This is a genomic window from Nocardia sp. NPDC004718 (assembly GCF_053601535.1).
In genome coordinates this window covers 12,477-37,933 of sequence record NZ_JBSGCA010000055.1, presented here as the reverse complement: position 1 = coordinate 37,933, position 25,457 = coordinate 12,477, and the positions used below count along the sequence as shown (strand labels likewise).

Annotated in this window: 21 protein-coding genes; 7 read left to right on the top strand and 14 right to left on the bottom strand. The window is 70.3% G+C overall.

Features of this window, described 5'->3' with window-relative positions; translation table 11 throughout:
* Positions 1-263: 263 nt before the first annotated feature.
* Positions 264-695 carry a hypothetical protein gene (locus tag ACWEH3_RS30095; protein ID WP_450025621.1) on the bottom strand — a complete coding sequence of 144 codons (432 nt, stop codon included), beginning with the start codon at positions 693-695 and terminating at the stop codon, positions 264-266.
* Positions 696-892: 197 nt separating this feature from the next.
* Here ACWEH3_RS30095 and ctaE point away from each other — a divergent pair, with 197 nt between their 5' ends.
* From ctaE to qcrB, 4 genes are all read left to right on the top strand, one after another.
* Positions 893-1,504: an aa3-type cytochrome oxidase subunit III gene (gene ctaE, locus ACWEH3_RS30090; RefSeq protein WP_450025623.1), complete on the top strand. Its 612-nt coding sequence runs from the start codon at positions 893-895 to the stop codon at positions 1,502-1,504.
* Between the two features lie 86 nt (positions 1,505-1,590).
* A complete protein-coding gene (gene qcrC / locus ACWEH3_RS30085; RefSeq protein WP_450025625.1) occupies positions 1,591-2,454 on the top strand; it encodes a cytochrome bc1 complex diheme cytochrome c subunit in 864 nt (287 codons plus the stop codon).
* A 26-nt stretch (positions 2,455-2,480) separates the two neighbouring features.
* Positions 2,481-3,656, top strand: coding sequence for a cytochrome bc1 complex Rieske iron-sulfur subunit (gene qcrA, locus ACWEH3_RS30080; RefSeq protein WP_450025634.1), 1,176 nt, complete (start codon positions 2,481-2,483; stop codon positions 3,654-3,656).
* Positions 3,653-5,272, top strand: a complete 1,620-nt coding sequence (gene qcrB / locus ACWEH3_RS30075) for a cytochrome bc1 complex cytochrome b subunit (RefSeq protein WP_450025627.1) — start codon at positions 3,653-3,655, stop codon at positions 5,270-5,272. Before qcrA ends, qcrB begins: the two co-directional genes overlap by 4 nt.
* Positions 5,273-5,341: 69 nt before the next feature.
* On the opposite strand, the gene ACWEH3_RS30070 is transcribed toward qcrB, so the two are convergent.
* Entirely contained in the window at positions 5,342-5,842 is a 501-nt protein-coding gene (locus ACWEH3_RS30070) for a polyadenylate-specific 3'-exoribonuclease AS (protein WP_450025629.1), read from the bottom strand.
* Between the two features lie 430 nt (positions 5,843-6,272).
* Between ACWEH3_RS30070 and ACWEH3_RS30065 the strand changes: the two genes are divergently transcribed.
* A complete protein-coding gene (locus ACWEH3_RS30065; protein WP_355079587.1) occupies positions 6,273-7,658 on the top strand; it encodes a class II 3-deoxy-7-phosphoheptulonate synthase in 1,386 nt (461 codons plus the stop codon).
* 54 nt (positions 7,659-7,712) lie between these two features.
* On the opposite strand, the gene pknB is transcribed toward ACWEH3_RS30065, so the two are convergent.
* On the bottom strand, positions 7,713-9,674 hold the full coding sequence (gene pknB, locus ACWEH3_RS30060) for a Stk1 family PASTA domain-containing Ser/Thr kinase (RefSeq protein WP_450025631.1): 1,962 nt from the start codon (positions 9,672-9,674) through the stop codon (positions 7,713-7,715).
* Between the two features lie 118 nt (positions 9,675-9,792).
* On the opposite strand from pknB, the gene ACWEH3_RS30055 reads away from it, so the two are divergent.
* A complete protein-coding gene (locus ACWEH3_RS30055) occupies positions 9,793-10,161 on the top strand; it encodes an Rv2175c family DNA-binding protein (RefSeq protein ID WP_355079591.1) in 369 nt (122 codons plus the stop codon).
* A gap of 736 nt (positions 10,162-10,897) precedes the next feature.
* On the opposite strand, the gene ACWEH3_RS30050 is transcribed toward ACWEH3_RS30055, so the two are convergent.
* The 4 genes from ACWEH3_RS30050 to ACWEH3_RS30035 all read right to left on the bottom strand — a co-directional run bounded on the left by ACWEH3_RS30050 (position 10,898) and on the right by ACWEH3_RS30035 (position 16,438).
* On the bottom strand, positions 10,898-11,917 hold the full coding sequence (locus ACWEH3_RS30050; RefSeq protein WP_450024594.1) for a phytoene/squalene synthase family protein: 1,020 nt from the start codon (positions 11,915-11,917) through the stop codon (positions 10,898-10,900).
* Positions 11,914-13,635 (bottom strand): alpha-(1->6)-mannopyranosyltransferase A, encoded by a 1,722-nt coding sequence (locus ACWEH3_RS30045; RefSeq protein WP_450024592.1) that lies wholly within the window; start codon positions 13,633-13,635, stop codon positions 11,914-11,916. The genes ACWEH3_RS30050 and ACWEH3_RS30045 overlap by 4 nt, the downstream gene beginning before the upstream one ends.
* A gap of 63 nt (positions 13,636-13,698) precedes the next feature.
* Positions 13,699-15,282 carry a phytoene desaturase family protein gene (gene crtI, locus ACWEH3_RS30040; protein WP_450024590.1) on the bottom strand — a complete coding sequence of 528 codons (1,584 nt, stop codon included), beginning with the start codon at positions 15,280-15,282 and terminating at the stop codon, positions 13,699-13,701.
* A gap of 22 nt (positions 15,283-15,304) precedes the next feature.
* Positions 15,305-16,438 carry a polyprenyl synthetase family protein gene (locus ACWEH3_RS30035; protein WP_450024588.1) on the bottom strand — a complete coding sequence of 378 codons (1,134 nt, stop codon included), beginning with the start codon at positions 16,436-16,438 and terminating at the stop codon, positions 15,305-15,307.
* 185 nt (positions 16,439-16,623) lie between these two features.
* Between ACWEH3_RS30035 and ACWEH3_RS30030 the strand changes: the two genes are divergently transcribed.
* Positions 16,624-17,625, top strand: coding sequence for a methylenetetrahydrofolate reductase (locus tag ACWEH3_RS30030; RefSeq protein ID WP_450024586.1), 1,002 nt, complete (start codon positions 16,624-16,626; stop codon positions 17,623-17,625).
* A 359-nt stretch (positions 17,626-17,984) separates the two neighbouring features.
* On the opposite strand, the gene ACWEH3_RS30025 is transcribed toward ACWEH3_RS30030, so the two are convergent.
* The 7 genes from ACWEH3_RS30025 to ACWEH3_RS29995 all read right to left on the bottom strand — a co-directional run bounded on the left by ACWEH3_RS30025 (position 17,985) and on the right by ACWEH3_RS29995 (position 25,367).
* Positions 17,985-19,142, bottom strand: coding sequence for an LLM class flavin-dependent oxidoreductase (locus ACWEH3_RS30025; protein ID WP_450024584.1), 1,158 nt, complete (start codon positions 19,140-19,142; stop codon positions 17,985-17,987).
* Positions 19,139-19,945, bottom strand: coding sequence for a DUF1684 domain-containing protein (locus tag ACWEH3_RS30020; RefSeq protein ID WP_450024582.1), 807 nt, complete (start codon positions 19,943-19,945; stop codon positions 19,139-19,141). The genes ACWEH3_RS30025 and ACWEH3_RS30020 overlap by 4 nt, the downstream gene beginning before the upstream one ends.
* A complete protein-coding gene (locus tag ACWEH3_RS30015) occupies positions 19,942-21,312 on the bottom strand; it encodes an NtaA/DmoA family FMN-dependent monooxygenase (RefSeq protein WP_450024580.1) in 1,371 nt (456 codons plus the stop codon). The genes ACWEH3_RS30020 and ACWEH3_RS30015 overlap by 4 nt, the downstream gene beginning before the upstream one ends.
* On the bottom strand, positions 21,309-22,442 hold the full coding sequence (locus tag ACWEH3_RS30010) for an LLM class flavin-dependent oxidoreductase (protein ID WP_450024578.1): 1,134 nt from the start codon (positions 22,440-22,442) through the stop codon (positions 21,309-21,311). Before ACWEH3_RS30010 ends, ACWEH3_RS30015 begins: the two co-directional genes overlap by 4 nt.
* Complete coding sequence (locus ACWEH3_RS30005; protein WP_450024576.1) at positions 22,442-22,774, bottom strand: hypothetical protein; 333 nt, start codon at positions 22,772-22,774, stop codon at positions 22,442-22,444. The genes ACWEH3_RS30010 and ACWEH3_RS30005 overlap by 1 nt, the downstream gene beginning before the upstream one ends.
* A gap of 176 nt (positions 22,775-22,950) precedes the next feature.
* A complete protein-coding gene (locus tag ACWEH3_RS30000) occupies positions 22,951-24,573 on the bottom strand; it encodes a dipeptide ABC transporter ATP-binding protein (protein WP_450024574.1) in 1,623 nt (540 codons plus the stop codon).
* Positions 24,570-25,367, bottom strand: coding sequence for an ABC transporter permease (locus tag ACWEH3_RS29995; RefSeq protein WP_450024596.1), 798 nt, complete (start codon positions 25,365-25,367; stop codon positions 24,570-24,572). Before ACWEH3_RS29995 ends, ACWEH3_RS30000 begins: the two co-directional genes overlap by 4 nt.
* Positions 25,368-25,457: the final 90 nt, after the last annotated feature.

Here is a 25,457-nt window from a genome sequence, read left to right as displayed (position 1 = left end):
GTGTTCGCGGCCCCCTTATGGCTCGCGTCCGAGCGACCGCCGCTTGCTCCTTCGTCGCGGACGCGGCGGCCACTCGGACGCGAGCCGGGCCGCGAACGGGCGGATGCTCGGTCTCGCTTCGCTCGAAACTCTGTGGTCGGGGTGCGCTGGGCGCGTTGGTGGCGAAGCCCTGGGCGCGGGTGCGCGGTTCGGGTTGGGATTGCGCCTTCTTCGGGGCGCGCGAGAGTTGTGGCCGCATGAGGCGTCGGCCGGAAGACGGGTCGTTACGGCTGCGGGCCCGGTTGCAGGGCGTCCCAGCCGTCGGCGTGGCCGTCGTGACGTTGGGCGAGACCGGCCATGCGGGAGCGCTCCTGGGAGCAGTGCAGGGCGTCGAGCCGTTGCACGCGCCGTAGGATCACCGGCTCGAACTCGTCGGTGCCCGGGCCGCTCACCTGCGGTGCGGGGGAGTAGCCGTCCTGCGCGGCGATCGCGCAGACGGCCTGCACGTGCCGGGGCGGGATGCGCAGGTGATGCCGTAGCACTGCGGGAGCATCCGGTGCCAGCCCGGTCGCGCGCGCCAGCGCGGCCGAACACGCCTCCGCGTCGTCGAAGCTCGACGCGACCACGACCAGGTCCGCTCGGTCCGGGTCGAGAGCGGGGTCCCGGTCGCGCCGGAACAGTCGCCGCCACAGTCCCGGCGTCGCCTTCACCTTCATCTCAGCTTCTCCTTACCCTCGCCTGTCATGCTGGCCGGGCGTTCGTCCGCGCGTGCGACTCGTTCCCGGCTCGCGCATCCGGCTCGTACCGGCCCTGCCTGGTCGAGAGCCCGCTCTTCCCTGCGTTTTCAGACACGGAGGAACGAGTTTCGTACCCGGGTACTGCCGTCGTACTACGACGAGTCATACTTACCCCCGTGACGACCGCAGTAGGGACCCCAGGATCGGCCATTACCCAGCGTGTGCATTCGCTGAACCGGCCCAACATGGTCAGCGTCGGTACCATCATCTGGCTGTCGAGCGAGCTGATGTTCTTCGCCGGCCTGTTCGCGATGTACTTCGTCGCCCGCGCCCAGGCGCACGGTAACTGGCCGCCGGAGCCGACCGAGCTGAACCTGAAGCTCGCAGTGCCGGTCACGACCGTGCTGGTCGCGTCGTCGTTCACCTGCCAGATGGGCGTGTTCGCCGCGGAGAAGGGCGACGTGTTCGGCCTGCGCCGCTGGTACGTCATCACCCTGATCATGGGCGCGTTCTTCGTCGGCGGCCAGGGCTACGAGTACATGAACCTCGCGCACGAGGGCACCACGATCTCCAGCAGCTCCTACGGCTCGGTGTTCTTCATCACCACCGGCTTCCACGGTCTGCACGTCATCGGCGGTCTGATCGCGTTCGTGTTCCTGCTCCTGCGCACCAAGGTCAGCAAGTTCACCCCCGCGCAGGCCACCGCCGCGATCGTCGTCTCCTACTACTGGCACTTCGTCGACATCGTGTGGATCGGGTTGTTCGCCACGATCTACTTCGTCCGCTGATCGTGGTCGCCGCGCCGCCTCGGCGGGCGCGGCGCGACCCGAGAGCTTTCGCACAAGTCGGTTCCGTCTACTCCAAAGGGACACAGATGAGTTCATCTCCCCCGTCAGCGCCAGAGCCCGCCAGCCCCGGGAACGGCCAGGCCAGCAAGACGCGCAGGCAGCGGCGCGTTCGCCGTCGCATCGCGGGCGGACTTGCGCTGCTGGTGGGCCTCGTCGGAGCAGGCTTCCTGGCATCGGCCCTCACGCCGGACCCGCAGCGGGCCACCGCGCACGAGGACCAGTCCGCGCTCATCCGCGAGGGCGAGCAGCTCTACGACACGTCCTGCATCACCTGCCACGGCGCGAACCTGCAGGGTGTGGCCGACCGCGGTCCCAGCCTGATCGGCGTCGGCGAGGCCGCGGTCTACTTCCAGGTGTCCTCCGGCCGCATGCCGATGGCCCGTAACGAGGCCCAGGCGCAGCGCAAGCCGCCGAAGTTCGACGCCCACCAGACCGACGCGCTGAGCGCGTTCGTGGCTGCTCACGGCGGCGGTCCGACCGTCGTCCGCGACGCGAACGGCCAGATCGCCCAGGAGTCGATGCGCGGCGACGACATCGCCCGCGGCTCGGAGCTGTTCCGCATGAACTGCGCGTCCTGCCACAACTTCACCGGACGCGGCGGCGCGCTGTCCTCCGGTAAGTTCGCGCCGCCGCTGGAACCGGCGAGCGAGCAGCAGATCTACGCCGCGATGATCACCGGCCCGCAGAACATGCCGAAGTTCTCCGATCGCCAGCTGAGCGCGGAGGAGAAGCGCGACATCATCGCCTACGTCAAGAACGCGACCGAGGAGCACAGCCCGGGCGGCTGGGATCTCGGCGGGTTCGGTCCCGCGACCGAGGGCCTGGCCATCTGGGTGGTCGGCATCACGCTCGTCGTCGGCGCCGCGATGTGGATCGGATCCAGGTCATGAGCAATAGCGAGAAGGAGCGAGACGACATGGGCCGGCCGGATGAGGGCCATGACGCGCATCTGTCGAAGGAGCAGTCGGTGAACGCCAACCCGGCGGAGCCCACCGAGGCGGACCTCGACAAGATGTCGCGCGACGAGCTGGTCAAGCTCGGTACCGAGCGCGACGGCGTCAACGTCGCCTACCGCCGCGAGCGCTTTCCGATCCCCGGGACCCGGGCGGAGAAGCGCGCCGAGCGCGCGGTCACCTTCTGGTTCGCCGTGTCCGGCATCGCGGCCGCGGCGCTGGTCGGTGTGTTCCTGTTCTGGCCGTGGGAGTTCAAGGCCAAGGACGAGGAGGGCCACGGGCTCTACTCGCTGTTCACCCCGCTGGTCGGCCTGACCTTCGGCATCTCGGTGCTGGTCATCGGCGTCGCGGTGGTGCTGATCCGCAAGCTGTTCATCCCCGCCGAACTCTCCATCCAGGAGCGGCACGACGGTCCGTCGCCGGAGGTCGAGCGCCGCACCCTGGTCGCCGAGCTGCAGGACGCGCTGGACACTTCCACGCTCGGCCGCCGCAAGATGATCACCCGCACCGCGGGCGCCGGCGTGGGCGTACTCGGCGTCGGCGCGCTGCTGGTGTTCGTCGGCGGTCTGATCAAGAACCCGTGGGCCAAGGGGGACAAGTCGCCGCTGTGGGTCTCCGGCTGGACCCCGGACTACCCGGGCGAGACCATCTACATCCGCCGCGACACCGGTCGCCCGGAGGACGTGGTGCTGGTGCGTCCGGAGGACCTGGACGCGGGCGCCATGGAGACGGTGTTCCCGTGGAAGGAGAAGTGGCGCGGTGACGAGCACGCGACCCTGCAGTCGCTGCGCGGCATCCGCAACGCCGTCATGCTGATCCGCCTGCGTACCGAGGACGCGCAGAAGGCGATCAAGCGCAAGGGTCAGGAGAGCTTCAACTTCGGCGACTACTTCGCCTACTCGAAGATCTGCACCCACCTCGGCTGCCCGACCTCGCTGTTCGAGCAGCAGACCAACCGGATCCTGTGCCCCTGCCACCAGTCGCAGTTCTCCGCGACCGAGTGGGGCAAGCCGGTCTTCGGTCCCGCCGCTCGCGCGCTGCCGCAGCTGCCGATCACCGTCAACGCTGAGGGCTTCCTGGTCGCCAACGGCGACTTCATCGAGCCGCTCGGCCCGGCCTACTGGGAGCGCCGTTCATGAGTCCTTCAGTCGCAGCCCAAGCCAGCGAGGCGGACGAGCGCTACCGCGCCGCCGCGTTCATGAAGCGGTCGATCAACAAGGTCTTCCCGACGCATTGGTCGTTCCTGCTCGGCGAGATCGCGCTCTACAGCTTCATCATCCTGCTGCTGTCGGGCGTCTACCTGACCTTGTTCTTCGATCCCTCGATGAGCGAGGTCGTCTACAACGGCGCCTACCAGCCGCTGCGCGGCGTGACCATGTCGCGCGCCTACGAGACCGCGCTGAACATCACCTTCGAGGTCCGCGGCGGTCTGTTCGTCCGGCAGGTCCACCACTGGGCGGCCCTGCTGTTCGCGGCGTCGATCATCATCCACCTGTTCCGTATCTTCTTCACCGGCGCGTTCCGCAAGCCGCGTGAGGCGAACTGGGTGATCGGCTCACTGCTGCTGATCCTGGCGATGTTCGAGGGCTTCTTCGGTTACTCGCTGCCCGACGACCTGCTCTCCGGCACCGGTCTGCGGGCCGCGTTCGGCGGTATCACCATGAGCATCCCGATCGTCGGTACCTGGATGCACTGGCTGATCTTCGGTGGTGACTTTCCCGGCGAGATCATCATTCCGCGGCTCTACATCGCGCACGTGCTGCTGTTCCCCGGCATCATCCTGGCGTTGATCGCCGCGCACGTGGCGCTGGTGTGGTACCAGAAGCACACCCAGTTCCCCGGGCCAGGCCGCACGGAGAACAACGTGGTGGGCGCCCGGATCGTGCCGGTGTTCGCCGCCGACCAGGGCGCGTTCTTCGCCTTCACCCTCGGCATCGTTGGCCTCATGGGTGGCGTGTTCCAGATCAACCCGATCTGGAACCTGGGTCCGTACAACCCGTCGCAGGTGTCGGCGGGTTCGCAGCCGGACTTCTACATGATGTGGACCGACGGCATGGCGCGATTGATGCCGCCGTGGGAGCTGTACCTGGGCCGTTACACCGTGCCCGCCGTCTTCTGGGTCGCGCTGATCATGGGTCTGGTGTTCACGGTGCTGATCGCCTACCCGTGGATCGAGAAGCGGCTCACCGGCGACAACACCGCGCATCACAACCTGTTGCAGCGTCCGCGTGACGTCCCGGTCCGGACCGCGATCGGCGCGATGGCCATCGCGTTCTACGTGGTGCTCACGCTGTCGTGCGTCAACGACATCCTCGCGCTGAAGTTCGACATCTCGCTGAACGCGACCACCTGGATCGGCCGCATCGGCCTGCTCGTCGCCCCGCCGGTGGCGTACTACCTCACCTACCGGTTCTGCCTCGGCCTGCAGCGCAGCGACCGGGCGGTGCTCGAGCACGGTATCGAGACCGGTGTGATCAAGCGCCTGCCGCACGGCGAGTACATCGAGGTGCACCAGCCGCTCGGCCCGGTCGACGACCACGGCCACCCGGTTCCGCTGGAGTACCAGGGCGCGCCCGTGCCGAAGAAGATGAGCAAGCTGGGTTCGGCGGGCAAGCCGGGCACCGGCAGCTTCCTGCGCGCGGATCCGCAGGAGGAGAGCGATCGGCACTTCGAGATCGAGCACGCCGAAGAGCACAAGCAGCTGAAGGTGCTGCAGCAGGCGCAGGAGGCGGCGAACGGCAAGCACGGCCACTGACGCCCCCGGCCACGGAAAGGCCCCGAGTCGAATACGACTCGGGGCCTTTTCGCGTCTATGCCGCCTATGTCAGAGGCGTGGCGCCGCGCGGCGCGCGGCCTCGATTGCCTCGAATTTGGCGAGGTTGTGCCGGGCGTCGGCGAGCGCGTCGTGCGCGTCCGGCGGGATCGGCGGAAGTTCGGGACGGCCGTACGACTCCCAGTGCTGGCGCAATTCGTTGGTGTAGCGCGGCAGCGCGTTGGGCAGATCGACCATCGAGCCCCACAACTGGCACAGGGCGACGTGATCGTAGGCGGACACCCAGGCCCACAACTCCGGCTGCACGGTCGGCCGCGGCACCAGGAACGCATACAGCTCGTCGCGGATCCGGTCGCGGCTGCGCCACAGCGGAGAGGAGGGCGAAGGCAGCTGTGGCAGTACGAATTTGCGCACCCAGGGCCCCGCACGTTCAGGATCGAATTCGGTGGACACCGCGTAGTACTCCCGGCCGTCCTCGCAGACAACGCCGATGGAGACCAGATCGATGGTCACTCCGTCCTCGATGAATTCGCAGTCATAAAAATATCTCAAGCACTGTGCCTCTCTGATATCTGCGCTGGCAGGATTTCGGCAGCAATTGGGTGCGGAATGGCTGGTGTTCTCGTATGCAGTGTAGAAGATCGCGCACCGAGGGCACGAGCGCGAGGGCAGTGTGGCAAGGAGGGAATCCTGCCCTGGAAACTGGATAGAAGAATGCTTCGGAAATGAATTCTCGCCATATCGCCGGTATCGAGTCGGGCAACCGGTCCGAAAATATCGGGCATCGGTCGAAAGGCCGAGATCCGGCCGCCCTCGCCAAGAAATCCTCGAATTCCGCGATGGCGCTGAAGGCGACAAATCGAACCACACGGTCTTGCTCCGCGGCGGCACCCGCTGGGCAGAGCGCATTCACCCTGGGTGGAGCGATTCCAGCCCTGGGACTGGGTATCCCCACGGGGCGTGCGGTCCGTATTCTGAAGTCGTGAACTGGACCGTCGACGTACCCATCGATCGCCTGCCGGAACTGCCTCCGCTGCCCACCGAGCTGCGCAGGCGGTTGGACGACGCGCTGGCGCGGCCCGCGCTGCAGCAGCCGTCCTGGGATCCGGAGCAGGCGGCCAACATGCGCACAGTGCTGGAGAGCGTCCCGCCGATCTGCGTGCCCGCCGAGGTAGAGGAGTTGCGCGGGCAGCTGGCCGAGGTCGCCCGCGGCGAAGCATTCCTCCTGCAGGGCGGCGACTGCGCGGAGACCTTCGCCGACAACACCGAGCCGCACATTCGCGGCAACATTCGTACTCTCCTGCAGATGGCAGTGGTGCTCACCTACGGCGCGAGCCTGCCGGTGGTGAAGGTCGCGCGGATCGCGGGCCAGTACGCCAAACCGCGTTCCTCGGACACCGATTCGCGCGGGCTCAAGTCCTACCGCGGCGACATGGTGAACTCGCTGGTCGCCGACGCGGCGCTGCGCGAGCACGACCCGTCGCGCCTGGTCCGGGCCTACGCCAACGCGAGCGCCGCGATGAACCTGGTGCGCGCGCTGACCGGCGCGGGCATGGCCGACCTGCACAAGGTGCACGACTGGAACCGCGACTTCGTGGCCAAATCGCCCGCGGGCGCGCGCTACGAGGCGCTGGCCGAGGAGATCGACCGCGGCTTGAGGTTCATGACCGCGTGCCGGGTGAACGACCCGAGCCTGAAGTCGGCCCGCATCTACGCCAGCCACGAAGCGCTCGTGCTGGACTACGAGCGCGCCATGCTGCGCCTGAGCGAGAACGCGATCGGCGAGCCGGTGCTCTACAACCTGTCGGCGCACTTCCTCTGGATCGGCGAGCGCACCCGCCAGCTCGACGGCGCGCACATCGCGTTCGCAGAACTGCTGGCCAACCCGATCGGCCTGAAGATCGGCCCGTCCACCACGCCCGAGCAGGCCGTGGAGTACGTGGAGCGGCTCGACCCGAACAACGAGCCGGGCCGGCTGACCATCGTGTCCCGCATGGGCCACAGCAAGGTCCGCGACGTGCTGCCGCCGATCATCGAGAAGGTGCAGGCCACCGGTCACCAGGTGATCTGGCAGTGCGACCCGATGCACGGCAACACCCACGAGTCGTCCACCGGCTTCAAGACCCGCCACTTCGACCGCATCGTCGACGAGGTGCAGGGCTTCTTCGAGGTACACCATGCGCTCGGCACGCATCCCGGCGGCATGCACATCGAACTCACCGGAGAGGACGTCACCGAATGCCTCGGCGGCGCCCAGGACATCTCCGACCTCGATCTGTCCGGCCGCTACGAGACAGCCTGCGACCCCCGGCTGAACACCCAGCAGTCGCTGGAACTGGCGTTCCTCGTCGCCGAAATGCTGCGCTGAGTTCCGATCCCCGGCCGCGCGGTCATCCCTGGCCCGCGGCCGGTGCGCTTCCCGCTAGGGAAGGGCCACGATGGTGACCGTGTCGCCCGCCTCCAGGTTGACCCCGATGGCCGGAGTCTGCGAAACCACCAGGGAGCTGTCCGCGCGCGCCAACTGCTTCACCTCGACCTGCAACCCGAGGCTCTCCAGCTTGGCGCGGGCGTTGGCCACGGTCCACCCGCGGACGTCGGGCATCTTCAAAGCATTGGAGATCAGCAGGACGACGCCGTCGCCCGATTGGATGGTTGCGCCCGCGCCCGGCTGGGTCCCGATGGCCTTATCCGCCTCGACGCTGCGGTCGAACTGAGGTTTGGTCTCACGCACCGCGATGCCGGCGGCGGTGAGGATCTTGGTGGCTTCGTCGGTCGACTTGCCGCGCACGTCGGGAACCTTCACCGGCTGGGAACCCTTGCTGCGGTACACCTTCACCTGCGCGCCGAGAGGCAGCACGGTCCCCGGGTTCGGTTCCACCCGGGCGACCGTCCCCTTGGGCGCGGTATTGGACACTTCGCCCGCGTCGACCGGTTGCAGGCCGTTGTCCCGGATCAACTGGTTGACCTTCGACACCTGGTCACCCGCTTTGACGTCCGGCACCTTCGGCTTGCCGTTGGAGACCAGGACGGCGACCGTCGACCCCTTGGTGATCTTGGATCCGGCCGAAGGGTCGCTGCCGACCACACCGCCGACCGGGATCGCGTCCGACGCCTTCTGGCGGATCTCGGTCTCGAAGCCGGCATTCTGCAGCGTGGCGACCGCCTTGTCGGTGTCCAGCCCGGCGATGGGTGGCACCGCCGAATAGCGGCCGACACCCAGCCACCAGCCGCCGATGCCGACCAGCAGTGTGAGAACCGCGACGATGGCCACCCACACCCAGACCGTGCGCCGGGAGCGGTTGATGTCGTCGGAATAGGGCGGATACGGCGCCGCGGGGTGCGCTTGGCGCACCGGTTGCGGCCGGTCGTAGGCATCCGGCGCGTCGTGGTCGATGCGGGGCCGCTGGGCGGTGACCACTCGGGTGTGCTGCACCGGCTGCGGCGGGTGGGCAGACGCCCCGGCGAAGCCCGGCTGGTCGTCGCGATCCGGCTGCACGGCTCGGTAGCCGGCGCTGAGATGCTCGGCGGAGTCCTGCGGCGCGGGCACCCGATAGGCGGGTAGCCGCAGCTCGGCGCCGATCAGCCGCAGCGCGGCCGCCATCTCGTTCGCGTCCGCGAACCGGTGCGCGGGTTCGCGCGCGGTCGCCTTGGCGACCAGTTCGTCGAACTCGGGCGGTACCCCGGAGATGAAAGCGCTCGGGCTCGGCACATCGTTCTCGATGCGTTGATAGGCCACCGAGATCGACGTGTCGCCGGTGAACGGAACCCGGCCGGTGAGCAGCTCGAAGATCAGCACGCCGAAGGAGTAGACGTCGCTGCGCGAGTCGGCGGAGCCGCTGGTGACCTGCTCGGGCGACAGATAGGCGGCGGTGCCGAGGATGACGCTCGCCGATGTGGTGTTCGCCGCCGCCACCGCGCGCACCAGACCGAAATCGGCGATCTTCACCTCGCCCGCGTCGGAGATCAGCACGTTCTCCGGCTTGATGTCGCGGTGTACCAGTCCAGCGGAGTGCGCGACGCCGATCGCCGCGAGCACGGGTTCGGCGACAGCGCGCACGGCGTGCGGCGGCATCGGGCCGCGTTCGCGCAGCAACTCGCGCAGCGTGCCGCCCTCGACCAGCTCCATGATCAGGAAGGGATGATCGCCGTCGATGCCCTGGTCGTACACCGCGACCAGAGAAGGATGCTTGAGTTTGGCGACCGCGCGCGCCTCGAACTCGAATCGGGACAAGAACTGGGGGTCGCCCGCGAACTTCGGATCCATCACCTTGATGGCGACCGGCCGGTCCAGGCGGGTGTCGACCCCGCGGAAGACCATCGACATTCCGCCGCGGGCGATCGGCGCATCGATCCGATAGCGCCCTTCCAGCATCTGGCCGATCAAGAGAAGTCCTCCGGCTTTCACAAAGTCAGCCGCTCCGTGCGGCCCCCACGATGGTATCGACTCGGACCACCCCGGGTGTCTCACGACGTGCGGCGCACGACCGTCTACCGTTGTCCGGGTGAGTGCATTTCCCTGCAGTGACGACGTCCTTCCGCAGTCGGTGACCCTGGTGTCGCTGCCGGAGGTGGCCGAACGACTCGGGCTGGTGGTGACCCGGGTGCACCAGATGTTGCGCGACCATCAATTGATCGCCGTCCGCAGAGAAGGCGTGGCGGGTGTCCCCGAGCGGTTCTTCGACGACACCGGCGCGGTCGTGAAGCCGCTGCCCGGCCTGATCACCGTAATGCGCGACGCCAAGTACACCGACGAGGAGATCCTGGAGTGGATCTTCACCGACGACGACACCCTGCCCGGCAAGCCGGTAGACGCCCTACACGGCCCCCTTGCCCGCGAAGTCCTGCGCCGGGCCGCCGCGGATCCGTTCTGAGTTCTTGGCCGCGCGGGCGCGGCGTGTTCGCGGCCCCTTATGGCTCGCGTGTGCGCGACCGCCGCTTGCTCCTTCGTCGCCTACGCGACGGCCGCGCAAACGCGAGCCGGGCCGCGAACGGAACAGGCTCGGTCTCGCTTCGCTCGAAACCCGTGGTCGAGGTGGTGTGCTTGCGTCCGGTGTGACCTCGCTACCAGGGGTTTCGCCGTTGCCGCAGGCCCGAGGTCCGCGCTGGTGGAATTGCTGCCCCTGTTGTGCCGGTTCTACCGGGCTTGCGCGGCGCATGCTCGGTCTCGCTGCGCTCGAATCCTGTGGTTGAGCTGGTGGGCGTCGGGTGGTGACCTCGCTACCAGGGGTTTCGCGGTTGTCGCAGGGCTGATTTCCGTGGGGGTGGCATCGGTGCGGCTGCTGTGCCGGTTCTATTGAGCTTGCGTGGTGGTGCTCGGTGTCGCGTCGCTCGGATCCTGTGGTCGAGGTGTGGGTGGTTGTGTCGGGTGGTGACGTCGCTACCAGGGGTTTCGCGGTTGCCGAGCGGCCTGGAGGTCCTCGCTGGGGGCACCGCGGCGCGGCGTGTCGGTTCGGCCGCGCTCGGAGGTTGGCTGGTGCTCTTACGTTGGACAGGGCGAGGCCTCGTTGGCGGGGCGCTGATGGTGGTGTCTTGTCCGGGCCGTCGCTCGGAGGAGGGATGGATCGTGAAGCTGCAATCGGACCAGTGCCGAAAGAATCGGGGCCGTGGTCAGCGGGTGAGGCGGCTACGGAGTGTGGCGGTGGTGAATTCGGTGGCGGCTATGCGGAGGCGGTGGTGGCGGGGGACTACCGCGCGGTGGTCGAAGACGGCGTAGTCGCTGCGCTCGATGTGGTGCAGGATGTCCGCATAGAGGGTGGCCGCGGTGCGGATGGCGGGGCGTACTCGCGGTTCGAGCAGGTCGATGCCCGGTTCGGCGCGGCGGTAGAGGTCGCGGTTGACCGCGATGAGGTGGGCGAGGGCACGCCGGACGCGCGGATCGGTCCGGCCGGTGCGGCGACATTCGAACAGCAGGTCGTCGTCGACGCCGAACGCGGCGAGGGCGTCGGCGGGCAGGTAGACACGGTCGCGGTCGAGATCCTCCGCGACGTCGCGCAGGAAGTTGGTCAGCTGGAACGCCTCGCCCAGCGCGGCGGCGGCGGGCTCGGCCGCGGACACCGGGACGACCGTGCCGAGCACCGGCAGCAGCTGCAAGCCGATCGCGGCCGCCGAGCCGCGCATGTATTCGCGTAGCTGCGCCATGGTGGCATAGCGATTACGGAACGCCGGGGCGCCCGGCGCGTCCATTCGCATGGAATCCAGGAACGTCCAGAAGTGCTGCGCGGCAATGTCGTAACGGTGGATGGTGTGGGTGACCGCCGCCAGGACGAGGGCGCGCGGCCGCGGGCCCGATTCCCAGCTCCGGCCGTTCTGCCGGTCGGCGGAAGAAGCGTGCGGTGCGGCGCTCGCGCTGCCGAGGCGCGATTCCAGTGCGGTCCGCAGGTCCCGTTCGATCAGATCGAGTTCCGCGGCCGGGTCGCGATCGTGTGCCGCGGCGGGACGGCCCGCCCGGTCGACCACGTCGTCCACCATGCGCGCGAACGCGTACAGCGCGTGCACGGCGGGTCGTCGTTCGGCCGACAGCAGCCGGGTGGCCAGGAAATAGGTGCGGCCATGGGTGGCCGCGATCTGCCTGCACTCGCGGTAGGCGAGCGGGAGCAGCGCGGAACCCGGTAGGCGGTCCTCGGTCATGGGGTGGCGGCGGGCGAAGCGGTGGCCTCGCCGGGCGTGGCCGCGACATTGCCCGGCGGCGTGGCGCGCAGACGCAGCGGGTCCACCGTGCGCAGCGACAGCGCCGCCACGACCGCGGCGAAGGTGGCGGCGACGACGTGCCAGAAGTTGTACAGGCCGATCGAACCGTCCGGCTGGAAGACCAGCATGAGCCAGGTGCACACGCCGACCAGCGCCATCAGCGTCGTGGTGGACAGCGCGAACCCGGCGGCCAGCGCCAGCGGCCACGAGTAGTACCAGGGCAGTGCGGCGGGCGACAGGATGACGATCGCGACGAACGCGATGAGGATGCCGAGCACCGCCTCCCGCTCGCTGTGCCGGAACCGCCACCAGGTCCACGCGAGCACCGCGACCAGGGCCAGCGCGCACATCGCGCGGGTCACCTCGAGCACCGATTCCAGCCGCAGCGGGGTGATCCACGTGACGGCGTGCGCCATCACGGTCGGCAGCGACAGCCAGTTGATGATCTTCTTGGACCCGGACAACGCGGTCAGCCAGCCGATGCCGACGCCGGCGATGGCCGAGGCGGCGACGAAGACGACCGCGAAGACGCTCAGACCGAGCCCCGCGATCTTGCCGAACATGAGTGCGGGATGCGGCATGTCCTCGGTGGGCTCCGCGGCGTCGCCGGGTTGCTCACTGGCGGGCAGGTGCGCCGGGTCGCGCCCGACCCGCTGCGCGGCGCGGCGTTCGCGTTCGTGCAGCATCCAGATCCAGACCAGGAACGGCAGCGCCACGCCCGCGGTGGCCTTGATGGCCACGCCGATGGCGACGACGACGATGCCCGCCACATGGTGGCGCTCCAGCACCAGCGCGATGCCCGCGCACATCAGGCCGACCATCAGCATCTCGTTGTGCACGCCGCCGATCAGGTGGATGAGCACCAGCGGGTTGAGCACCGCCAGCCACAGCGCGACGGTCGGCTTGCCGCCGAGGTGCTTGGTCAGATACGGCACCGCCCACATCATCAACGCCAGGCCGGGCAGCATGACCAGCCGCATCGCGATGGTGCCCGCCACCACGTTGTCGCCGGTCACGGCGGTGATCGCGCGCCCGAGCAGCAGGAACACCGGGCCGTACGGCGCGGTGGTGGTGGTCCACACGGGGCTCACGTTGTCCAGCAGCACACCGGGATTCGCCACCGGACCGACCCGGTAGGGGTCGAAGCCGTCGCGCAGCAGCGCGCCCTGCGCGAGGTAGGAGTAGGCGTCGCGGCTGAACATCGGCACGGCGAACAGCAGCGGCGCGATCCAGATGCCGACGATGGCGCGCAACTCGTTCAGCGTCACCTCGGCGTCGGTCCGGTCGCCCGTGCCGATCGTGGCGCGCCCGAGCCGGACCCACGCGGTGACCATGAGCAGCACGCCGATCCAGATGCAGATGGTCGACAGCGCGTAGCCGTGGCCGAACCGCAGCCAGGACAGGTGCATGGCCTCGAGCAGCGGGTCCCGCTTGCGGACGCTGCCCGCGCCGAACCCGCCGAACATGATCATGATCGCGCCGAAGAAGCCGAGCAGTGCGGCATGGCCCTCCGGGCTTCTGGCGAAGTCGGCGGAGGTGCGGACCCACCACAGGACGCCGCGGGGGGTGGCCGATTCGCGACCTGCGGAGGCGGGCGACGAGGAGCGGATGTCACCGGCGGAGGCGGCCTCTGCGGTGCGCGTTTCGGGGGATGCCATCTGGTGTCGGTCCCCCCGAATGGTCGGCGGTCGCAACCGCGAGCGAATAGGTCGGCGCTTAGTTTACGGCGTCGCCTCGAACACTATCCGGCTGGTGCGCGGGGTTCCATGCGAAGTGGGCGCGATCGCGCAGGCAATACGGTTTGCCGCCAGTTTTCCGGAGAGCAGGGCGGTCGGCACGCCCACACCAGGAGTGGTGCCGCAACCAGCGATAACCACGTTGTCGCTGGAACGCGGGAAATTGCTCGGCCTGAAGGGACCGGTCTGGCGGAAGAGGTGGGCGGCGGAGAACGGTGTGCCCGCGAGCATGCCGCGATCGAGCCACGTCCGCGGTGTGTCGAGCCGGTCGACGGCGAAATGCTCGGCGATGCCCCGATAACCGCGCGCTTCCAGCACGGCGAGCAGCTCGCGGAGATACGCGGGGCCGAGACGCGGCCAGTCCAGCGGCGCCGCCGAAAGATTCGGGCACGGCGCCAGCAGGGAGAACGGCTCGTGACGTCCGTCGGCGCGTTCGATGAACAGGCTCGGATCGGTCAGCGCGGGCCGGGTCAGCAGCAGCGAGGGGTCGCTCATCAGCTTGCCGTGGCCCCGGCGGGCCGTGATCTCGGCGAATGTCCGGTCCCAAGCCTGTCCGAACTCGATGGTGTGGTGTGCCTGCACCGGCCAGTCCGCCGCGACGGCGGCGGGGACGGTGCCGTGCGCGACGACCGCCGACGGCGAAGCGCGCAGCCCGCGCCGGGGCCGCACGCCGAGCCGGTCGATCGAGCCGAGATCGGCGGTGAGCACCAGCGCGTCACAGTCGAACGAACGCCCGTCGGCGGTGCGGGCGCGCCGGGCGCGGCGGTCCGCGTAGTCGATCCCGACCACTTCGGCGTTCAGTTCCAGCGTGCCGCCCGCCTCGGTGAACGCCTGCGCCAGCGCAGCGGCGATCGCCCGCATCCCGCCCTCGGGGAAATACACCCCGAGCGAGGTGTCCATGTGCGGGATCGCTCCGTACACGGCGAGCGCCCGCGCGGGCGGCATGCCCGCGTAGAGCGCCTGGAAGGTGAACAGTCGCGCCAGGCGCGGGTCCCGCAGGAACCCGCGCACCCGGGGACCGAGCCTGCCGAAGCCGCCGAGTCGCACCAATTCGGCCAAGGCGCGGCGCTTCTCGGGGACGCGCACCATATCCAGCGGCGAGTCGAAGTTGGTGTCCATGAACTCGGTGAACTCGGCCGCGTAGACCCGCGCCAGCCAGGCGCGCAGGCGCCGGTATCCCCGTGCCTCGGCCCGGCCGCAGGCCTGCTCGACTTCCGCGGCCATCGCGTCCGGATCGGCGAAGACCCTGATCTCGGCGCCGTCGGCGAACCGGGCGTGATAGCCCGGAGCCAGCTGGTGGATGCGCAGCGGCGGCACGCAGGTCTCCGGGGCGCGGCCGACGGCGGCGAGCGCGTCGGTGATCAGTTCGGGCAGCGTGAGGACGGTGGCGCCGGAATCGATGTCGTAGTCGGCGCCCCGGTAGCGTCCGACCCGGCCACCGGGGTGGTCGGCCCGCTCGAGCAGCGTCACCGTGCGACCCGCACCGGTCAGATACAGGGCGGCCGAAAGCCCGGCCAGTCCCGCACCGACCACCACGACGCGATCGGTCGGTCCCGCAACGGTTCTCATCGAAGGCTCCTCGCCGTAGCGCTCACGCGGCACGCTTGGTGGCGGCCAGCGCCATGGCGCGCAGCCGTTCCTTGGCCGCGGGCGTCGCCGAGCTGGCCTCGATGGCCGCCAGGCCGGTGCCGGTGAGTTCGGTGATGCGGCGCTCCACTTCGTCGACCGCGCCGAGTTCGACCAGCAGCGCGCGCAGCCGCTGCACCTGCTCCGCGCTCAGGTCGGTGCCGATGCTCGAGCGCAGCAGCGCGGCCGCGGCCGGATCGGCGTCGTCGGCGCGTCGCAGCGCTTCGGCCAGCAGCACGGTGCGCTTGCCCTCGCGCAGGTCGTCGCCGGAGGGCTTGCCGGTGACCGCCGGGTCGCCGAACACGCCGAGCAGGTCGTCGCGCAGCTGGAAGGCGATCCCGATCGCGGTGCCGAACTCGCGGTAGGCCTCGATCAGCTCCCGACCCGCGGCGGCGATGGCGGCGCCGAGATGCAGCGGGCGTTCGACGGTGTAGGCGGCGGTCTTGTAGCGGTTGATCCGCAGCGCGGCCTCGACCGATTCGTCGCCGCCCGCCTCGCCGCTGATGTCGAGCAGCTGGCCGCCGAGCACCTCGGTGCGCATGTCGGCCCACACCGGCGCGAACCGGGCGATGGCCGCGGGTGCGAGGCCGGACGCGTGCACCATGTCATCGGCCCAGGACAGTGCCAGATCGCCGATCAGGATGGCCACGCTGGCGCCGAAGTGCGCCGAGTCGCCGGACCATCCGCGGTCGCGGTGGCGCTGCTCGAAGTCGACGTGCACGGTGGGGAAGCGGCGGCGGGTGCGGGAGGAATCGATGATGTCGTCGTGGACCAGCGCGCACGCCTGGACGAGCTCGAGCGCGGAGCACGCGGTGAGCACCGCGGCGGCGTCGGGGGCGTGCGGATCGCCGCCTGCTCCGAGCCAGCCGGTCCACGCGAACGCGGGCCGGGTGCGTTTCCCGCCGCGGAGCACGAACTGCTCGAGTGCGTCGGTGGCCTCGACGAAGACCGGGCCGAGGCGCTCGGTCGTCGGGCGGCGGGTGGCGAAGAAATGGGTCAGGGCGTCTTCCACGGCGGTGACGAAGGCGGGGGTGCCCGGCTGCGGCACCGCTGGGCGCGGCGTCTGAGTACCGGTTGCGGCGGACAGAGGAGCCTCCAAGGTCGTGCGAATGGTGGACGCACGGGGTCGCGGAGGGTGCCCGGGCGCTGCGGATGATTCGGGGCCGAGCGAGGAGCGGTCGCGCGTGTCGCTCGGCGTGGCGAACAACTCGCCCGATGCGAAGAATACGCGGAGGGTCCGAGCGACCCGACAGGGCCGCCACCGGCCACCTCTACACTGAACCGGTGACTTTCGACAACGTGCGGGGCGGCTCGACCCCTGGCCGGGCGTCCCGGACGCACCCGAACGTCTCCGCCACACCGTCGGTCGTGGAGAGTCTGCGGGCGCACGCGGGGCACACGGTGCCGTTCTCCGTGGAGTTCAATCCGCCACGCGACGCCGCCGCCGAAGCGCGGCTGTGGCGCGCCGTCCGGCAGTTCGAGTGCATGCACCCCGCGTTCGTATCGATGACCTACGGCGCGGGCGGTTCGACCCGCGACCGCACGGTCCGCGTGACCGGGCAGCTGGCGCGGGAGACGACCCTGCTGCCGGTCGCGCACCTGACCGCGGTGGAGCACAGCGTCGCGGAGCTGCGCTCGCTGGTCGGCGCGTACGCCGACTCGGGCATCCGCAACATCCTGGTGCTGCGCGGCGACCCGCCCGGTGACCCGCTCGGCGAGTGGCACAAGCATCCCGACGGCGTCTCCTACGCCGAGGAGCTGGTGCGCATCGTGCGCGACCTCGGCGATTTCCACGTCGGCGTGGCGTCCTTCCCGCAGGGCCACCACCGCTCGCCGGACCTGGCGACCGACACCGCGTTCCTGGCCGCGAAACTGCGTGCGGGAGCGGAGTATTCGATCACCCAGATGTTCTTCGACGTCGAGCACTATCTGCGTCTGCGCGATCGCCTCGTCGCGCTCGACCCGATCGAGGGCGCGAAGCCGATCATTCCGGAGCTGATGCCCATCACGTCACTGCGCACGGTGCAGCGCGCCGAGGAGCTGTGTGGCAGGCCGCTGCCCGCCGCCGTGCTGGACCGGCTGCGCAAGGCGGCGGGTGACGACGGTGCGGAGAACGCCGCGGCGGTGCGCGCGGCGGGCATCGAGATCGCCACCGAGATCGCCCAGCGGCTGATCGACGAGGGTGCGCCCTGCCTGCACTTCATCACGCTCAATTTCGCCAAGGCGACCAGCGAGGTACTGACCAACCTCGGTTACGGCGTCACGGCTACTCCGGTCAGCGCCTGACCGCGCACGGGGTCCTCTGATCACGGCGCGTCGAGCCGGCGGTGCTCAGCGGTACGCACGGGCGGTCGTCCGGAACGCATGTCGAGTCGAACGGCCCATCACCGGTCGGGCGGTCATCCGGGACGTGCGCGTCGAGCCGAGTCGGCGATCACCGGTCGGGCGAGTGTCCGGAACACGCGTCGGGCCGAGTCGGCGATCACCGGTCGGGCGACTGTCCGGAACACGCGTCGGGCCGAATCGGCGTTCAGCGGTAGCGCGCGGCGTTCCGGTGCCGGTGCGGCCGGGCCGGACGCCGATCGACACAGGCGAGATGATCCCGGAGTCTGGCGGTGCGCACGAGACGCACCGGCAGGGCCCGGTCAGGCGGCGCGAGCCGCGCGCAGTCCCCATGCCTCGGCGAGCAGCCGATACGATTCCAGGCGATCGGCGTGCTGATGAGTGATCGTGGTGACGAGCAACTCGTCCGCCCCGCTGACGCGTTGCAGCGCGGCGAGCCGTTCCGCGACCGTGCCGGGTGATCCCACGAACTGGGTGGCCAGGCGGTCGTCGACCAGACGCCGCTGCTCCGCGGTGAGCGGCGCGACGGTCGCCGGATCGGGATAGTCGGCCGCGCCCGACCCGCTGCGGATGCTGTGCACCCAGTGGCCGTAACTGGCGGCCAGCCGCTGTGCGGTGGCGTCGTCCTCGGCCACGACCACGTCCGCGGAGATCACCACGTACGGCTCGGCCAAGTCGGCGGACGGGCGGAACGCCGCGCGATACGCCTCGATCGCGTCCAGCGCGGTGCCCGGCGAGACGTGATAGGCCGCGGCGAACGGCAGCCCCAGCCGCCCGGCCAGCTCCGCGCTCTCGCCGCCGGTACTGCCGAACAGCCACAGCCGCACCTGTGCGTTCTCACCGGGAACAGCGTGCAGCGCAACGCCTTCCGGGCTGACGAAACTACCGGCCAACAGGGCGCGCACCTCGCCGATCTGCTCGGCGAAATCCAGCGGCTCCGCGCCGCGCTGCTGCAACGCGCCCACCGAGGCGATGAACCTCGACCGGTCCAGGATGCGGCCCGGGTCGAACGGCGGCGGAACGACCACGCCGTCGCGGATCTCGGTGCGCCCGGTCACCGCGTCGACCACCGGTTTACCGCCCTTGTTGCGCCCGGCTTCGGCCCCGAACTGGCTGCGCCGATGACCCGACCGGCCCAGCCCCAGGTCGAGCCGGCCCGGGTACAGCGCGTCGATCGTGCCGAACGCTTCCACGATCGAGGCCGAGGTGTGATGACCCACCTGCACGGCCGCCGAACCCACGCGGATGCGCTTGGTGGCCGCGGCGACCAAGCCGATCAGGGTGATCGAGGAGGAACTGGCCACCCTGACGAAGTGGTGCTCGGCCAGCCAGTACCGGTGGTAGCCCCACTGTTCGGCGTGCTCGGCCAGATCGACGGTGTTGCGCAGCGCCTGCTGCGCGGTGGAGCCCGCGCTGATCGGGGACAGGTCCAGGATCGATAGGGGAACGGACCCGCTCATGCCGCACGCCCCTGCCGCGGATCCTGCTCGCCCGCTTCGATGGCCACGCGCAGCCGGTTCTGCGCGGGCGCCACCGGGCAGGTCGCGAAATCGGTGAAGGCGCAGGGCAGATTCGCCGCGCGGTTGAAGTCCAGCACCACCGTGCCGTCCGCCTCCGGTGCGCCCACGGTCAGTGACCGCGCGGCCGGGTAGGTCGTCACACCGCTGGTCGCGTCGGTGAACAGCACGCGCAGGTCGTTCCGGTCGCCGAACGCGACGACCCGTTCGGTCACCTCGCCGACGCGGAATTCGACGGTGCCCGCGGCGCTGTGGTGGTGTTCGAGTCCCTCGATCACCGCGCCGGTGACCACGGTCCGCTGTTCCTCGAACGGGATGAACCGCCCCGAGAGCACCCAGCGTGGATCGGGTCGATAGGACGGGATGCCCTCGAAGGTGAGCAGGGCGGGGGAGGCCGGGTCGTGCACCCGGACGGCGTAGCGACCGGTGCGGCGGATCACCTCGAGCACCCGGCGCTCCTGCCGGACGTGCAGTCCGGGCGCGCCTTCGGCGGGGGTGACGATCTGCACGCCGGCGATGCCGAGCCCGTCGTACTCCAGCCGGTCGGCGGGCTGGGCGGTGATGAACACCTTCTCGTCGGTGACCCACCAGGTGCCGGGGACATCCGGCAGCCGCTCGGGGCGGTCGGTGAGCCAGTGCAGCCCGGTCAGGCTGAGAAAGCCGAGCGGGTCGCGCAACTGGTCCTCGCGCGCGTGGTGCCAGCGCGCCCACTCGGTCTCGAAAACGCTGGTGATGCTGGTGGTCATGACGCTATGGCTCCTTCGTGGGCGGTGGTGCGACGGTGGGGATGGCGCAGGCCGAGGTGGTCGCGCAAGGTGGTTCCGGCGTACTCGGTGCGGAAGCTGCCGCGCTCCTGGAGTTCCGGGACGACCCGGTCGACGAACTCGTCGAGCCCGTGCGGGGTGAGGTGCGGGACGAGGATGAATCCGTCGGCGGCGTCGGATTGCACATAGGTGTCGATCTGCTCGGCGACCGACGCGGGCGTGCCGATGAACTGCTGGCGCGCGGTGACCTCGATGATCAGCTCCCGGATGCTGAGGCCGCCGGCTTCCGCCTTGGCCCGCCAAGCCTCGGCGACCGCGCGGGGATCCTTGGCGTGCCGCACGCGGCCGCGTGTGACGGTGACGTCGTCGGCGGGCTCGACCTCCGGCAGCGGGCCGTCCGGGTCGTAGCCGGAGAGGTCGCGGCCCCAGACCTGCTCGAGGAATGCGATCGCGGTCTGCGGACCGACCTGCTGCAGGCGGATGTGCCGGGCGCGCTCCTCGGCTTCGGCCTCGGTGTCTCCGAGGACGAAGGTGGCGGCCGGGAGGATCTTCAGCTCGTCGGGGGTGCGCCCGTATTCGGCCAGGCGGCCTTTGAGATCGGCGTAGAAGCGCTGCCCGTCCGCCAGGGTGCCGTGGCCGGTGAAGATCGCGTCGGCCGTGGCCGCGCCGAATTCCCGGCCGTCGTCGGAGTCGCCCGCCTGCAGCAGCACCGGGTGGCCCTGCGGGCTCGGCGGGAGCACGAATCGGGCGGCGATGTCGAATTGCGTTCCGCGATGCCGGGTTTCCGGGATGTCGCGGGCGAACACCCCGGCCTCCCGATCGACGACCAGGGAGTCCGCGGCCCAACTGTCCCACAACGCCCGGGCCACCTCGACGGTCTCGGCCGCGCGGCGGTAGCGCTGCCCGTGCTCGAGATAGCCGCCGCGCCGGAAGTTCGCACCGGTGAACGCATCGGAGGAGGTCACGACGTTCCAGGCCGCGCGCCCGCCGGAGAGGTGGTCGAGCGAGGCGAATTGCTTGGCCAGCTCGAACGGTTCGTTGTAGGTGCTGTTGATGGTGCCCGCGAGGCCCAGCTTCTCGGTCACCCCGGCCAGCGCGTTGAGCACGGTGAAGGTGTCCGGCCTGCCCACGACGTCCAGATCGTGGATGCGGCCGAGGTGTTCGCGCAGACGCAGTCCTTCGGCGAGGAAGAAGAAGTCGAACAGGCCGCGCTCGGCGGTCCGCGCCAGATGCTCGAACGACGCGAAATCGATCTGGCTGCCCGACTCGGGATCGCTCCAGACGGTGGTGTTGTTCACGCCGGGGAAGTGGGCGGCGAGGTGGACGGGCTTGCGGGGCTTGTCGGTCACGACGGCGTGCCTTCCGTGCTGGTGGCGTAGCGGCTCGCCGGGCGGGGCAGGCCGAGGCGAGCGCGTAAAGTGCCTGCGGGCTGCGGTTTCCGCTCCAGTGCGGACAGCTGGCGCACGGCGGCGGGAAGCGCGAGGGGGCGCAGGACCACGCCGTCGGCGGCCTCGGCGGCGGCCACGTCGGCGAGCAGTTCACGCAGCGTCGCGGTGGTCCCGACGTGGCGAAGGACGGTCGGCGCGGGGGTGCGGACCGGGTCGGCCCAGCTGTCCAAAGTGCGGACGTCCACGCGTGCCGTGTCCGCCGAGTCCGCCAGATGGATGTCCAGATCCAGCAGCACCTGCACGCTGTCGGGGTCGCGTCCCGCGGCCGTCAGCGCAGCACGCACTTCGGTGCGCCGCGCCCGCGCCGCGTCGATATCCGCCGCGCCGATCCGGATCAGGTCGGCGCGGCGCAGCGCGACCTCGGTGTCGGCCGCGCCGTCGGCGCGCACCGCGACGATCGGCTGACCCTGGGGCGAGCGCGGAGTGATCGATGGCCCCTTCACCGCGAAGTTGTCGCCGGTGAAGTCGATGTAGTGCAGTTTGTCCCGGTCGACGAAGCGGCCGGTCGCGGCGTCGCGGATCTCCGCGTTGTCCTCCCAGCTGTCCCACAGCCGGGTGACGACCTCGATCGCCTCGTCGGCCTCGTGCCACAGCGCGGCCGCCTCCTGTGCCGGTTTGCGTCCGAACGCCAGCGCCTGCTCGTCTCCTTCGGAGACTGTGACCTCCCAGCCCGCCCGGCCGAGCGTGGCGAAATCCAGGCTCTGGAATGCCTTCGCCAGATGGAACGGCTCGGTGTGGGTGACCGGCGCCTGCGGGATCAGGCCGACGCGATGAGTGGCGGCGGCGACGCGGGCGGCGATCGCGACAGCGTCGAGCCTGCCCCGGGTGGCGCCGGGGCCGCCGGGCTGCAAGCCGAACGAGTCGGGCAGGAACACCGCGTCGACGCCGACCTGCTCGGCCGCGACGATCAGATCGACCCAGTACCGCCCGGTGAACAGATCTTCGGCGCGTGAGTCGGCACGCCGCCAGGACGCGGGGTGCGCGCCGGTCCCCGCCGCTTCGATGGCGAGGAAGAAGCCGGAATCCGTCATCAGGCCGTGCCCTCCGCGTCGATCTGCTGCCGCAGCGCCGGGTGCGTGCCCGCTCCGGCGACATCGGGGGCCGAGAACAACGCCTGCTGCCACAGCGCGGCGCGAATGCCGGGCGAGGAGCGGACGACGCGGCGGTCCCGCTCGGCGCGGACCGGTGCGCCCGCGTGTACCCGCGCGTTACCGGAGATCTCGGCGGCGCGCGGCGCGCGCAGCCGGGTGCGCCACCAGCGGGCCGGGTCGGCTTCGAAGACGGCGGGGTCGGCTGCGACGTCCGGCGCGGCGGCCGGTTCGGCGTCGGCGTCGGGCTTCCGGTTGAAGGCGGAGTACACCATCAGGGCGATCCTTTTCGGTAGGTGCCACCACGTGCTCGGCTTGTGGCCGGTGGTGGGCTCCGGTGAGCGGGGAGGGGTAATCGCGGAGGACGAGACGGCGGGTTCCGGGCGGCTGAGGCACGGAGCCCAGCTCGGCCGGTTCAGCACGCGGCTGTGGCGGTAGGTCGGACGCGGCATCAGGACACGCCTTTCGCCAGGGCGGGCGCCGGTATGGCCGACAACAGCTCACGGGTGTACTCGTGTCGCGGATGGCCGAAGATCTCGGCGGTGCGGCCGGATTCGACGATGCGGCCGTGCCGCAGCACCGCGACGTGATCGCTGATGCGGCGCACCACCGCCAGATCGTGCGAGATGAACAGGTAGCTCAGTGACAACTCGGCCTGCAGCCGGTCGAGCAATTCGAGGATCTGCGCCTGCACCGAGGCGTCCAGCGCGGAGACCGGTTCGTCGAGCACCAGCAGTTCCGGATGCAGCGCCAGCGCCCGGGCGATGGCGACGCGCTGACGCTGTCCTCCGGACAACTCGGCGGGCCTGCGCTGGGCGAAACCGGCCGGGAGCGCGACCTGCGCGAGCAGCTCCGCCACGCGGTCGCGGCGCTGCGCGCGGTTTCCGATGCCGAACGCGCGCAACGGTTCCTCGACGATCGCACCGACTCGCCAACGCGGATCCAGTGAGGCGTAGGGGTTCTGGTATACCACCTGAAAGCGTTTGCGCAGTGCGCGCAGCCGCGACCCGCGGGCCCGCGACAGCGACTGCCCGTCGAAGGTGACCTCGCCGCGGTCGGGTTCGGTGAGCCGCAGCGCGATCCGCGCGGTGGTGGACTTGCCCGATCCGGATTCGCCGACCAGCGAGAGGGTCTCGCCGCGCCCGAGTTCGAAACCGACCCCGGCTACCGCCGTCACGTTGTCGCCCCCGTGCGCCCGGAAGGTCTTGTGCACCTCGCGCAAGACCAGTAGCGGCTCGCCCGTCCTGGGCTTGGGCTCGCGGTAGCTGTCGGCGGGCGCGAGGCTGGGCGAGGCGGCGAGCAGGCGCTTGGTGTACGGGTGGTGCGGCGTGGCCAGCAGTTCGGCGGTGGCGCCGCTTTCCACCACCTCGCCGCCGTTGAGCACGACCAGCCGGTCCGCGCGTTCGGCGGCGACGGCCAGATCGTGGGTGATCAGCAGCACCGCCGTGCCGCGCGCCGCGATCTGCTCGGCGAGCCGATCCAGTACCCGGCGCGCGACCGTCGCGTCGAGCGCGCTGGTCGGCTCGTCGGCGATGACCAGGTCCGGTGCGCAGGCCAGCGCCGAGGCGATCAGCACCCGCTGGCGCTGCCCGCCGGAAAGCTCGTGCGGGTACTGGGTGGCCCGTAGTTCGGGCCGGTCCAGTCCGGCGTCGGTCAGCAGCTCGATCGCCCGCGCCCGTGCCGCTTTGCGGTCGGCCAGTCCGTGTACCAGCAGCGATTCGGCCACTTGGTCGCCGATCCGCCGGACGGGGTTCAGCGACAGGCCGGGGTCCTGCGGGACGAAGCCGATGCGCGCTCCCCGCAGCCGCCGCAGCGCGCGTTCGGAGCCGGTGTCGACCACGGCGCCGTCGAAGGTCACGGTGCCACCCGCGATCTCGGCGTTCGCGCCGAGCAGGCCGATCACGGCGTGGGCGAGCGTGGACTTGCCGGAACCGGACTCGCCGACCAGCGCCACCACCTCGCCGCGGGCCACGGTGAGTGACACACCGTCGAGCGCGGTGACCGGGCCGGTGTCCGAGCGATAACGAATCCGCAGGTCCTCGACGTGCAGCAGTGGAGATGCCGGGGCGCTCACGCGCGTTCTCCCTTCCCGATCGCGCGGCCGAGGCGTTGCGCGGCGAGCACGACGGCGATGATGACGAGACCGGGCAGGGTGGTCATCCACCACGCGGTCGCGAGATAGTTGCGGCCCTCGGAGATCAGCGTGCCCCACTCCGGCGTGGGCGGCTTCGCGCCGTAGCCGAGGAAGCTCAGCGCCGACACGGCCAGCACCGCCATGCCGAATTCCACTGCGGCCAAGGCGAGTACGGGCTGGATGGAATTGGGCAGCACGTGCCTGGCCAGCGCCGTGTACCAGCGCGCGCCCGCGGCGTGGGCGGCTTCCACGTACACCGCCTGGCGCACCCGCAGCACTTCCGATCGCATCACGCGGGCGAAGTTGGCCACCAGCGAAATGCCCACCGCCAGCGCCACGTTGCGGGTGCCGAAGCCGAGCGCGGTAACCAGCGCGAGCGACAGCAGCAGCGAGGGCACCGACAGCAGCACGTCGACCAGCCGCATGACGACGGCGTCCACCACGCCGCCGATCGCGCCGGACAACAGCCCGAGCAACGCCCCGGCGACCAGCGCGATGCCTACCGCGGCCAGGGTGGCGGTCAGCGATAGCCCGGCGCCGTGCACCATCCGGGTGTACAGATCGCGCCCGAGATTGTCGGTGCCGAACCAGTGCCGAGCGCTGGGGCTCTGCAACTTCTGCGCGGGCACGCCGGTCAGCGGGTCGCCACCGGCGAACACCGACGGCGCCAGCGCCCACCCCACGGCGAGCAGCGCGACGGCGCCCGCAACCAGCAATCCGGCGTTGCCGCGCAGAGTCTTCCACCGCACGGCCGGTCGCCGCAGACCGGTCAGCACCGCTGCGCGCTGTTCCTCGGTGACGTCAACCACAAGTCCGCACCCCCT

Coding starts and splice junctions, on each gene's coding strand:
- ACWEH3_RS30095 (WP_450025621.1), bottom strand. CDS start 695: ATGAAGGTGAAGGCGACGCCGGGACTGTGGCGGCGACTGTTCCGGCGC.
- qcrC (WP_450025625.1), top strand. CDS start 1,591: ATGAGTTCATCTCCCCCGTCAGCGCCAGAGCCCGCCAGCCCCGGGAAC.
- qcrA (WP_450025634.1), top strand. CDS start 2,481: ATGGGCCGGCCGGATGAGGGCCATGACGCGCATCTGTCGAAGGAGCAG.
- qcrB (WP_450025627.1), top strand. CDS start 3,653: ATGAGTCCTTCAGTCGCAGCCCAAGCCAGCGAGGCGGACGAGCGCTAC.
- ACWEH3_RS30050 (WP_450024594.1), bottom strand. CDS start 11,917: ATGACCGAGGACCGCCTACCGGGTTCCGCGCTGCTCCCGCTCGCCTAC.
- ACWEH3_RS30045 (WP_450024592.1), bottom strand. CDS start 13,635: ATGGCATCCCCCGAAACGCGCACCGCAGAGGCCGCCTCCGCCGGTGAC.
- crtI (WP_450024590.1), bottom strand. CDS start 15,282: ATGAGAACCGTTGCGGGACCGACCGATCGCGTCGTGGTGGTCGGTGCG.
- ACWEH3_RS30025 (WP_450024584.1), bottom strand. CDS start 19,142: ATGAGCGGGTCCGTTCCCCTATCGATCCTGGACCTGTCCCCGATCAGC.
- ACWEH3_RS30020 (WP_450024582.1), bottom strand. CDS start 19,945: ATGACCACCAGCATCACCAGCGTTTTCGAGACCGAGTGGGCGCGCTGG.
- ACWEH3_RS30010 (WP_450024578.1), bottom strand. CDS start 22,442: ATGACGGATTCCGGCTTCTTCCTCGCCATCGAAGCGGCGGGGACCGGC.
- ACWEH3_RS30005 (WP_450024576.1), bottom strand. CDS start 22,774: ATGGTGTACTCCGCCTTCAACCGGAAGCCCGACGCCGACGCCGAACCG.